The sequence below is a fragment of the Streptomyces capoamus genome (genome assembly GCF_014654935.1).
Taxonomy (GTDB): Bacteria; Actinomycetota; Actinomycetes; order Streptomycetales; family Streptomycetaceae; genus Streptomyces; species Streptomyces capoamus.
Genome location: NZ_BNBF01000002.1, coordinates 419,997 through 430,322, shown reverse-complemented (window position 1 = coordinate 430,322; position 10,326 = coordinate 419,997). Strand labels below are relative to the sequence as shown.

At 69.3% G+C, this 10,326-nt stretch carries 11 protein-coding genes and 1 pseudogene; 9 read left to right on the top strand and 3 right to left on the bottom strand.

Annotated features, from left to right (window positions below):
* Window positions 1–72, top strand: a pseudogene (locus tag IE312_RS38935) (bifunctional demethylmenaquinone methyltransferase/2-methoxy-6-polyprenyl-1,4-benzoquinol methylase); the annotation flags it as partial.
* Here the strand turns inward: IE312_RS38935 and IE312_RS05475 are convergent.
* Window positions 59–376 carry a PASTA domain-containing protein gene (locus tag IE312_RS05475; protein WP_189978830.1) on the bottom strand — a complete coding sequence of 106 codons (318 nt, stop codon included), beginning with the start codon at window positions 374–376 and terminating at the stop codon, window positions 59–61. The pseudogene IE312_RS38935 and the gene IE312_RS05475 sit on opposite strands and share 14 nt — an antisense overlap.
* Window positions 377–694: 318 nt before the next feature.
* On the opposite strand from IE312_RS05475, the gene IE312_RS05470 reads away from it, so the two are divergent.
* The gene (locus IE312_RS05470; RefSeq protein ID WP_189978828.1) at window positions 695–1,987 is read left to right on the top strand and encodes a geranylgeranyl reductase family protein; all 1,293 of its coding nucleotides are present in this window, start codon (window positions 695–697) and stop codon (window positions 1,985–1,987) included.
* 18 nt (window positions 1,988–2,005) lie between these two features.
* On the opposite strand, the gene def is transcribed toward IE312_RS05470, so the two are convergent.
* Together def and IE312_RS05460 are read right to left on the bottom strand one after the other, a co-directional pair.
* Window positions 2,006–2,629, bottom strand: a complete 624-nt coding sequence (def, locus tag IE312_RS05465) for a peptide deformylase (RefSeq protein ID WP_189978826.1) — start codon at window positions 2,627–2,629, stop codon at window positions 2,006–2,008.
* 158 nt (window positions 2,630–2,787) lie between these two features.
* Window positions 2,788–3,618, bottom strand: coding sequence for a C40 family peptidase (locus IE312_RS05460; protein WP_189978824.1), 831 nt, complete (start codon window positions 3,616–3,618; stop codon window positions 2,788–2,790).
* Window positions 3,619–4,362: 744 nt separating this feature from the next.
* On the opposite strand from IE312_RS05460, the gene IE312_RS05455 reads away from it, so the two are divergent.
* From IE312_RS05455 to IE312_RS38930, 7 genes are all read left to right on the top strand, one after another.
* Window positions 4,363–4,722 carry an NADH-quinone oxidoreductase subunit A gene (locus IE312_RS05455; protein WP_003992243.1) on the top strand — a complete coding sequence of 120 codons (360 nt, stop codon included), beginning with the start codon at window positions 4,363–4,365 and terminating at the stop codon, window positions 4,720–4,722.
* A gap of 15 nt (window positions 4,723–4,737) precedes the next feature.
* Window positions 4,738–5,292: a NuoB/complex I 20 kDa subunit family protein gene (locus IE312_RS05450; RefSeq protein ID WP_007383964.1), complete on the top strand. Its 555-nt coding sequence runs from the start codon at window positions 4,738–4,740 to the stop codon at window positions 5,290–5,292.
* Window positions 5,289–6,062: an NADH-quinone oxidoreductase subunit C gene (locus tag IE312_RS05445; RefSeq protein ID WP_189978822.1), complete on the top strand. Its 774-nt coding sequence runs from the start codon at window positions 5,289–5,291 to the stop codon at window positions 6,060–6,062. The genes IE312_RS05450 and IE312_RS05445 overlap by 4 nt, the downstream gene beginning before the upstream one ends.
* The gene (locus IE312_RS05440) at window positions 6,059–7,399 is read left to right on the top strand and encodes an NADH-quinone oxidoreductase subunit D (protein ID WP_189978820.1); all 1,341 of its coding nucleotides are present in this window, start codon (window positions 6,059–6,061) and stop codon (window positions 7,397–7,399) included. Before IE312_RS05445 ends, IE312_RS05440 begins: the two co-directional genes overlap by 4 nt.
* Window positions 7,396–8,262, top strand: coding sequence for an NADH-quinone oxidoreductase subunit NuoE (nuoE, locus tag IE312_RS05435; protein WP_189978817.1), 867 nt, complete (start codon window positions 7,396–7,398; stop codon window positions 8,260–8,262). Before IE312_RS05440 ends, nuoE begins: the two co-directional genes overlap by 4 nt.
* Complete coding sequence (gene nuoF, locus IE312_RS05430; RefSeq protein ID WP_189978815.1) at window positions 8,259–9,608, top strand: NADH-quinone oxidoreductase subunit NuoF; 1,350 nt, start codon at window positions 8,259–8,261, stop codon at window positions 9,606–9,608. Before nuoE ends, nuoF begins: the two co-directional genes overlap by 4 nt.
* Window positions 9,605–10,326: 2Fe-2S iron-sulfur cluster-binding protein (locus IE312_RS38930; RefSeq protein ID WP_229899103.1), on the top strand; the 722-nt coding region annotated here is incomplete at its 3' end. The genes nuoF and IE312_RS38930, both read left to right, overlap by 4 nt.

Here is a 10,326-nt window from a genome sequence, read left to right as displayed (position 1 = left end):
TGGTCCAAGGTGGCGTGGCGCAACCTCACCGGTGGTGTGGTCGCGCTGCACCGGGGCTTCAAGGAGAGCTGAGTCCGGCCACCCCGCAGGGGTCGCCGGGCTGGTCCAGTTCCCGTTGCAGTCCACCCGTCGGGGGCCGCGGGACGCGCGGCTCGCGCACCCCTCCGCCGCCCCCGCCCTCACCGAAGTCGAACCACACGTACACCATCGAGTCCGCCGGCACCTCGGCGCCGGGCTGCGGATACTGGCGTACGACGTAGTCGACGACCGTGCGGGCGAAGTCCGGGCGGTCCGGCGCGTTGAGGGACAGCCCCCGCGCGCGGGCCGCTTCGCGCGCGTCGACGGCCATCAGACCGACCAGACGCGGAACGCGCACTTCGAGTGTTTTGGGTGTTATACGCACAGATGTCACCCCCAGCGGTACTGGCAGGGTAACTCCCGCCCGCGCCACCCGGAAGGCGTCGGTGTCTTTCTGTAACAGATGACTACGGTGCGTAGTTGACGTTGCGATCCGGCCGGAAGCAGCCGCGGCCGGCGCGCGGTGAGTCCTCGTACACCGCCGGCACGGGAACGCGCGGCCGTACCGCGGGCGGAGCCGGGGCAACCCTTCAGCCGGGTGATCGATCGTGCTGAATAGACTGCCCGTGTCCCGTGCCGGTCGGCACACTGACTTCGAACTTGGGGAGATCCCGCCGTGACCGTCGTGACCGAGCCCCTCTCCGAGAACACCGCCGATGTGATCGTCGTGGGAGCGGGGCCGGCCGGCTCCACCACCGCGTACCACCTCGCCAAGGCCGGTCTCGACGTGCTGCTCCTGGAGAAGACCGAATTCCCGCGCGAGAAGGTCTGCGGCGACGGCCTCACCCCGCGCGCGGTGAAACAGCTCGTCGCCATGGGGATCGACATCTCCGAGGAAGCGGGCTGGCTGCGCAACAAGGGCCTGCGGATCATCGGCGGCGGCTCCCGGCTGCAGCTGGACTGGCCGGACCTCGCCGCCTACCCGAACTACGGACTCGTCCGCAAGCGCGACGACTTCGACGAGCAGCTCGCCCGCAACGCCCAGAAGGCGGGAGCGCGGCTGTACGAGCGCTGCAACGTGAGCGGCCCGGTCGTCGACGACCGCACCGGCCGCATCACCGGCGTCACCGCCAAGCTCGGCGAGGAGAAGCGCGAGGTCACCTTCCACGCGCCCCTGGTGGTGGCCGCCGACGGCAACTCCACCCGCCTCTCCCTGGCGATGGGCCTGCACCGCCGCGAGGACCGCCCCATGGGGGTCGCGGTCCGGACGTACTTCGAGAGCCCCCGCCACGACGACGACTACCTGGAGTCCTGGCTGGAGCTGTGGGACCGGCGCGGCCCCCAGGACCGCCTGCTGCCCGGCTACGGCTGGATCTTCGGCATGGGCGACGGCACCTCGAACGTGGGCCTCGGCGTGCTCAACACCTCCGCCTCCTTCAAGGAGCTGGACTGGCGCGAGATCCTCAAGGCGTGGTGCGCCTCCATGCCGGAGGACTGGGGCTACACCCCGGAGAACATGACCGGCCCGATCCGCGGCGCCGCCCTTCCGATGGCCTTCAACCGCCAGCCGCACTACACGCGCGGGCTGCTGCTCGTCGGGGACGCCGGCGGCCTGGTGAACCCCTTCAACGGCGAGGGCATCGCCTACGCCATGGAGTCCGGCCAGATCGCCGCCGACGTCGTCGTGCAGGCCCACGCGCGCGCGACGCCCGCCCAGCGCGAGATCGCCCTCCAGCGCTACCCGCGCGTCCTCAAGGACACCTACGGCGGCTACTACACGCTCGGCCGTGCCTTCGTGAAGCTCATCGGCAACCCGAAGGTCATGCAGATCGCCGCCCAGCGGGGCCTGACCCACCCGGTGCTGATGAAGTTCACCCTGAAGCTGCTGGCGAACCTCACCGACCCCACCGGCGGCGACGCGATGGACCGCATCATCAACGGGCTGAGCAAGGTGGCCCCGAAGGCCTGACCGGGCGCTGAGACCTCATCAGGCGCCGAAGGCCGCGGCGTTGGCGGCCCGGCGGGCGTGCACCTCGTCCCGCAGGGCCGCCATCTGCCGCAGCGCGTCCTTCTTGTCCCGTTTCGAGAGCCGGTCCAGATAGACGTACCCGTTGGTGTGGTCGGTCTCGTGGGCCAGGCACCGCGCGAAGTACCCCGTGCCCTCCACGACGACCGGACGGCCGTCCTTGTCCTGCCCGCGCACGACGGCCCGGTCCGGCCGCGGTACGGCCATCACGGCGCCGGGCACCGACAGGCAGCCCTCGCCCTCGTCGAGCAGCCGCCGACCGTTCGTGGGCGTGTCCAGCACGGGATTGACGACGTGTCCGACATGCCGGACTCCGTCGTCATCGGGGCAGTCGTACACGAACACGCGCAGATCGACACCGACCTGATTCGCGGCCAGCCCGGCTCCTTCGGCGACGTACATGGTGCGGAACATGTCGTCGACGAGCGCGGCGAGGTCGGGCCCGAACTCCGTGACGTCCCGGCACGGCTTGTGCAGCACCTGCTCGCCGACCTCGGTGATGCGGCGCACCGCGCCCCGCCCGGCCCCGGGGGCGTGGCGCGGGTAATGGGCGGCGGGAACTCCCTGAACGAACACGCGTGGCATCGCGCGGACTCCTTCACTCGGCGTCGGACCGCCGGACGGCGGCCCGGGCCGAGCATGCCAGGAACGACGCGAGAGCCGCTGCCCCCGAGCGGCTGCGGCCCTTGCGTGCGTGAGAGGTACGGAGTGCGGTCGGAGCACCCGTACGGCGCCGGGTGCGGTCAGAGCACCCGCACGGCGCCCGTGGGCGGGTCGTAGGACAGCGGGCGCTCCACGACGCCGGTGGAGGGGTTCTGGGCGCCCACGAACATACCGTCGCCGACGTACACCGCGACGTGGTACGCGCTGCCCGCGCTGCCCCAGTACAGGATGTCGCCCGGCTGCAGGTTGCTCAGCGAGACCTGGGTGCCGGCGGTCGACTGGTCCTGGGAGACACGCGGCAGGCTGATGCCGACCTGCTTGAAGGCCGTCTGCACCAGGCCGGAGCAGTCGTAGGCGGACGGGCCCGTGGCACCGGAGACGTACGCCTTGCCGACCTGGGCCTTGACGAAGCTGATGACGGCCGCGGCCGAACCGGTGGCCGTGGAGGTGCCGGTGGAGGTGGAGGTCGAGGTCGACGTCGAGCCGGTGTCCGCCGTGGTGGAGAGCGTGGTGCGGTCCGCGGTGCGCGAGGCACGGGCGGCGGCCGCCTTGCGGGCGTCCTCCTGGGCCTTCTTCTTGGCCTCGGCCGCCTTCTGCCTGGCCTCGGCGAGGTCCGCCTTGGCCTCCTTGGCGGCCTTGGCGGCAGCCGCGTCACGCTCGGCCTGCAGCTGGTAGTTCGCGGCGGCCTGCTCGGTGGCGTCCGCGGACTGGGCCGCCTGAGCGGCCAGGTCGGCCGTCAGGGTGGGCAGTTCAAGGGTCTGCGTCACCGGCTCGGCCGCGTTCGCCGAGCCGGACGCCCCGGCGACTGCCAGGGTGCCGAGAACGCCACCGGCAACTCCGGCCCGCATCGCGAGGGTCGACGCGCTGCGGCGGGGCTTCCGGTGGCTGCGTATGTGAGCGGTGTGGGACATGGGAACAACCGGTACCAGGGGCTCCTTCATATCTACAAGAAACGTGTGCTGCGCCACAGTTGCTCAATGGCGCCCCCAAATCCCGGGCGCGTCACTCTTTATTGACGCCCTAACGGACATTGCGGACGCCCGTGATCAAGCCCTTGATCACGGTCTTTGATCATTACGTCCGAATTGCCCTCGGCCTACCATCGGTTGGGGTCGTTGGCCAAGCCCGGTTCTCGGCGGCCTCTCATGAGTGTGACGGAGGTCACGGAACGGCCACCGGAACCGCGGCGTCCCGTGCGCGCCCGGCTCGTGAACGCGTGCACGCACCCCGGCCGGCGTCCACACCCCGCCTCCGGCTCCCCCTGATGTGTGAACGCGGCCCTCTAGCAGCCCGCCGCGTCCAACGCCAATTTGCATGCAACGGAACTCTCTTGATATTGAGACGCCCCCTCCGGCCTGCGACGACGAGCAGGATTGTCACTTCTGGTGATCAACTGAACGCTTCGCGTATGAAGATCACTCATCATCCGACTTCATGATCCTTCGTCAGGTGGTGGAGATCACAAAGCTTGTGCAATACCCCGTGTCGCAGATCACAGAGCGGCAGGCATAAGATGCGAGGCAGTTGGGCTTGTGACCTGCTTCACATGTTCTCGATCTTCGCCCGGGACGAGCGGGGTTCGTGGGACCGGTGGGACCGGTGTGAGCCCAGTGCAACCGCCAGCAGTCAGCGCCGACTGAGAGGAGCGAGGAGCGGTGAACGCGTATGCGCCCATCCTCGTACTGGGAGCCCTCGGGGCAGGCTTTGCGATCTTCTCCGTGGTCATGGCCACGCTGATCGGTCCGAAGCGGTACAACCGCGCCAAGCTCGAGGCCTACGAGTGCGGCATCGAGCCGACCCCCACGCCGGCCGGCGGCGGGCGCTTCCCCATCAAGTACTACCTGACGGCGATGCTCTTCATCGTCTTCGACATCGAGATCGTCTTCCTCTACCCCTGGGCCGTCACCTTCGACGCCCTGGGGATCTTCGGGCTCGTGGAGATGCTGCTCTTCGTGCTCACCGTCTTCGTCGCGTACGCGTACGTATGGCGGCGCGGCGGCCTGGAATGGGACTGAGGGGCCTTTAACGACATGGGACTCGAAGAAAAGCTGCCGAGCGGCTTCCTGCTGACCACCGTCGAGCAGGCCGCGGGCTGGGTGCGCAAGGCGTCCGTCTTCCCGGCCACCTTCGGCCTGGCCTGCTGCGCCATCGAGATGATGACCACCGGCGCCGGCCGCTACGACCTCGCGCGCTTCGGCATGGAGGTCTTCCGCGGCTCGCCGCGCCAGGCGGACCTGATGATCGTCGCCGGCCGGGTCAGCCAGAAGATGGCGCCCGTCCTGAGGCAGGTCTACGACCAGATGCCCAACCCCAAGTGGGTGATCTCCATGGGTGTCTGCGCCTCCTCCGGCGGCATGTTCAACAACTACGCGATCGTCCAGGGCGTCGACCACATCGTCCCGGTCGACATCTACCTGCCCGGCTGCCCGCCCCGCCCCGAGATGCTGATGGACGCGATCCTCAAGCTCCACCAGAAGATCCAGTCCTCCAAGCTCGGCGTGAACGCCGAGGAAGCGGCCCGCGAGGCGGAGGAGGCGGCGCTCAAGGCCCTGCCCACGATCGAGATGAAGGGGCTGCTGCGGTGAGCGACGCGAACGGCACCCACGGAGCCGACGCGGTGAACGGCTCCACGAACGGGGTCAACCCCGACAAGGACCTGTCCGCCTCCAACCTCCCCGGACGCCGCGGCCAGGGCGGCGAGGAGATCCGCGTCCAGCGCGGCATGTTCGGCGCGAACAACGGCGGCGACACCTCCGGCTACGGCGGCCTGGTCCGCTCCGTCCGGCTCCCGGGACCGGCCGCCCGGCCCTACGGCGGCTGGTTCGACGAGGTCGCCGACGAACTGGAGGGCGCCCTGGAGGAACAGGGCTTGCTGCCCGGCAACGCCATCGAGAAGACGGTCGTCGACCGCGGCGAGCTGACCTTCCACATCGAACGCGAACACCTCGTCCGCGTCGCCCGCACCCTGCGCGACGACCCGGCCCTGCGCTTCGAGCTGTGCACCGGAGTCAGCGGCGTCCACTACCCGAACGACAAGGGCCGCGAGCTGCACGCCGTCTACCACCTGCGCTCGATCACCCACAACCGGCTGATCCGCCTCGAGGTCAGCGCCCCCGACGGCGACCCGCACATCCCGTCGCTGGTCTCCGTGTACCCGACCAACGACTGGCACGAGCGCGAGACCTACGACTTCTTCGGGATCGTCTTCGACGGTCACCCGGCCCTGACGCGGATCATGATGCCCGACGACTGGCAGGGCCACCCGCAGCGCAAGGACTACCCCCTCGGCGGCATCCCCGTCGAGTACAAGGGCGCCCAGATCCCGGCTCCGGACCAGCGGAGGTCGTACTCGTGAGCACGCAGTCAGCATCCGCCGCGTCGGCCGCGTCCGCGCGCGAGACCACCGAGGGCACCGTATATACGGTCACCGGTGGCGACTGGGACGAGGTCGTCCAGTCCGCGGCCCGAGCCGACGACGAACGCATCGTCGTCAACATGGGTCCCCAGCACCCGTCCACCCACGGAGTGCTCCGCCTGATCCTGGAGATCGAGGGCGAGACGGTCACCGAGGCCCGCTGCGGCATCGGCTACCTCCACACCGGCATCGAGAAGAACCTCGAGTACCGCACGTGGACGCAGGGCACCACCTTCGTCACGCGCATGGACTACCTGACGTCCTTCTTCAACGAGACGGCCTACTGCCTCGCCGTCGAGAAGCTCCTCGGCATCGAGGACCAGATCACCGAGCGCGCCAAGATCATCCGGGTGCTCCTGATGGAGCTCAACCGGCTCTCCTCGCACCTGGTGTGCATCGCCACCGGCGGCATGGAGCTGGGCGCCACCACGATCATGATCTACGGATTCCGTGATCGTGAATTGATTCTCGACATCTACGAGCTCATCACGGGCCTGCGCATGAACCACGCGCACATCCGGCCCGGCGGACTCGCCCAGGACCTGCCGCCCGGCGCGGTGGACCAGATCCGCGAGTTCGTGAAGAAGATGCAGAAGAACCTCCCGGAGTACGACAAGCTCGCCACCGGGAACCCCATCTTCAAGGCCCGCATGCAGGACATCGGCTACCTCGACCTGGCCGGCTGCATGGCCCTCGGCGCGACCGGCCCGATCCTGCGTGCCACCGGCCTCCCGCACGACCTGCGCAAGGCGCAGCCGTACTGCGACTACGAGACGTACGAGTTCGACGTCCCGACCGCCGACACCTGCGACGCCTACGGCCGCTTCCTCATCCGCCTGGAGGAGATGCGCCAGTCGCTCAGGATCGTCGAGCAGTGCCTGGACCGGCTCCAGCCCGGCCCGGTCATGGTCGCCGACAAGAAGATCGCCTGGCCCGCCCAGCTCGCCCTGGGACCGGACGGACTCGGCAACTCCCTCGACCACATCAAGAAGATCATGGGCACCTCCATGGAGGCCCTGATCCACCACTTCAAGCTGGTCACCGAGGGCTTCCGCGTCCCGCCGGGACAGGCGTACGCGGCCGTCGAGTCACCCAAGGGCGAACTCGGGGTGCACGCCGTCTCCGACGGCGGCACCCGGCCCTACCGGGTCCACTTCCGTGACCCGTCCTTCACCAACCTGCAGGCCATGGCGGCGATGTGCGAGGGCGGCCAGGTCGCCGACGTCATCGTCGCCGTCGCGTCCATCGACCCCGTGATGGGAGGCGTCGACCGGTGACCACCTCTTCTTCGGAGCGGGGCGTCAGCCTGGGCATGCCCGAACTGCCCGCGCCCGCCTACCCGGACGACGTCCGGGCCCGGCTGGAGGCGGACGCGCGCGAGATCATCGCGCGCTATCCGGACTCCCGGTCGGCGCTGCTGCCGCTGCTCCACCTCGTGCAGGCGCAGGAGGGCCACGTCACGCGCACCGGCATGCAGTTCTGCGCGGACGTGCTCGGCCTGACCACGGCCGAGGTCACCGCGGTGGCCACCTTCTACACCATGTACCGGCGCCGCCCCTCCGGTGACTACCAGGTCGGCGTGTGCACCAACACGCTGTGCGCGGTCATGGGCGGCGACGCGATCTTCGAGTCCCTCCAGGAACACCTGGGCCTCGGCAACGGCGAGACCACCGACGACGGCAAGGTCACCCTGGAGCACATCGAGTGCAACGCGGCCTGCGACTTCGCCCCGGTGGTGATGGTCAACTGGGAGTTCTTCGACAACCAGACACCGGCGAGCGCCAAGCGCCTGGTCGACGACCTGCGCGCGGGGCGCCCCGTACAGCCCACGCGCGGGGCACGGCTGTGCACCTTCAAGGAGACCGCGCGGATCCTGGCCGGCTTCCCCGACGAGCGGCCCGGGGCCGTCGAGGAGGGCGGCAGTGCGGGACCCGCGTCGCTGGTGGGCCTCCGCCTGGCAAGGGGAGAGGCCGCATCGGCACGCGTGGTCCATCCGCGCGGAGGTCCGCAGGGGGAACCGCAGGACAGGGTGCACGAGCCGTCACCGGCCGAGCACCTCAGTTCCCATGACGCGCCGCAGGAGACCTCGGCCTCCGACCCGTCCCACCCGACAGGGCCTGCCGCCGAGGAGGGGGAGTGATGAGCGTGGCATCCGAGCTGAAGGACATGAGCCCCGAGAAGCTGCTCGCACCCGTGCTGTCGGCCTTCTGGGACGAGGACCGGTCCTGGTCGCTGGACGTCTACCGGAGGCACGAAGGGTACGAGGGGCTCCGCAAGGCCCTCGCCATGTCACCGGACGACCTGATCGCCTACGTCAAGGAGTCCGGGCTGCGCGGCCGCGGCGGCGCGGGGTTCCCGACCGGAATGAAATGGCAGTTCATTCCCCAGGGTGATGGAAAACCGCACTATCTGGTTGTCAACGCCGACGAATCGGAGCCGGGCACCTGCAAGGACATCCCGCTCCTGTTCGCGAACCCGCACAGCCTCATCGAGGGCATCGTGATCGCGTGCTACGCCATCAGGTCGTCGCATGCCTTCATCTATCTGCGGGGTGAGGTCGTCCCCGTCCTGCGGCGGCTGCACGAGGCCGTGCGCGAGGCCTACGCGGCGGGCTACCTCGGCGAGAACATCCTGGGCAGCGGACTCGACCTCCAGCTCACCGTGCACGCGGGCGCGGGCGCGTACATCTGCGGCGAGGAGACCGCACTGCTCGACTCGCTCGAAGGCCGCCGTGGCCAACCGCGGCTGCGTCCCCCCTTCCCTGCGGTGGAAGGCCTCTACGCCTGTCCCACTGTGGTGAACAACGTCGAGTCGATCGCGTCGGTTCCCGCCATCCTGAAGAACGGCAAGGACTGGTTCAGGTCGATGGGCAGCGAGAAGTCCCCGGGCTTCACGCTCTACTCGCTCAGCGGCCACGTCGCGAGTCCCGGCCAGTACGAGGCCCCGCTCGGCATCACCCTGCGCCAGCTCCTCGACATGAGCGGCGGCATGCGGCCGGGCCACCGCCTGAAGTTCTGGACACCGGGCGGCTCCTCGACCCCGATGTTCACCGACGAGCACCTCGACGTCCCCCTCGACTACGAGGGCGTCGGCGCCGCCGGCTCCATGCTCGGCACCAAGGCGCTGCAGTGCTTCGACGAGACGACCTGCGTGGTCCGGGCCGTCACCCGCTGGACCGAGTTCTACGCCCACGAGTCCTGCGGCAAGTGCACGCCCTGCCGCGAAGGAACGTACTGGCTGGTGCAGTTGCTGCGGGACATCGAGGCCGGCAAGGGCGTCATGTCCGACCTCGACAAGCTCGCCGACATCGCCGACAACATCAACGGCAAGTCCTTCTGCGCCCTCGGTGACGGTGCCGCGTCACCGATCTTCTCCTCGCTGAAGTACTTCCGCGAGGAGTACGAGCAGCACATCACGGGCCGGGGCTGCCCCTTCGACCCGGCCAAGTCGACGGCCTGGGCGGACCGCCCGGAGGTGAACGCATGACCGTGACCACCAGTGCTCCCGGCGGCGGGGGCCAGGCGGCGGTCCCGCCGGAGGACCTCGTCACGCTGACGATCGACGGCATCGAGATCAGCGTGCCCAAGGGCACCCTGGTCATCCGCGCCGCCGAGCAGCTCGGCATCGAGATCCCCCGGTTCTGCGACCACCCCCTGCTGGACCCGGCAGGCGCCTGCCGCCAGTGCATCGTCGAGGTCGAGGGCCAGCGCAAGCCGATGGCGTCCTGCACCATCACCTGCACCGACGGCATGGTGGTGAAGACCCAGCTGACCTCGCCGGTCGCCGAGAAGGCCCAGCACGGCGTGATGGAACTGCTGCTCATCAACCACCCGCTGGACTGCCCGGTCTGCGACAAGGGCGGCGAGTGCCCGCTGCAGAACCAGGCGATGTCCCACGGCAACGCCGAATCCCGCTTCGACGGCAAGAAGCGGACCTACGAGAAGCCCGTACCGATCTCCACCCAGGTGCTGCTCGACCGCGAGCGGTGCGTGCTGTGCGCCCGCTGCACCCGCTTCTCGAACCAGATCGCCGGCGACCCGATGATCGAACTGGTCGAGCGGGGCGCGCTCCAGCAGGTCGGCACCGGCGAGGGCGACCCCTTCGAGTCCTACTTCTCCGGCAACACCATCCAGATCTGCCCGGTCGGCGCGCTCACCTCGGCCGCCTACCGCTTCCGCTCCCGCCCCTTCGACCTCGTCTCCTC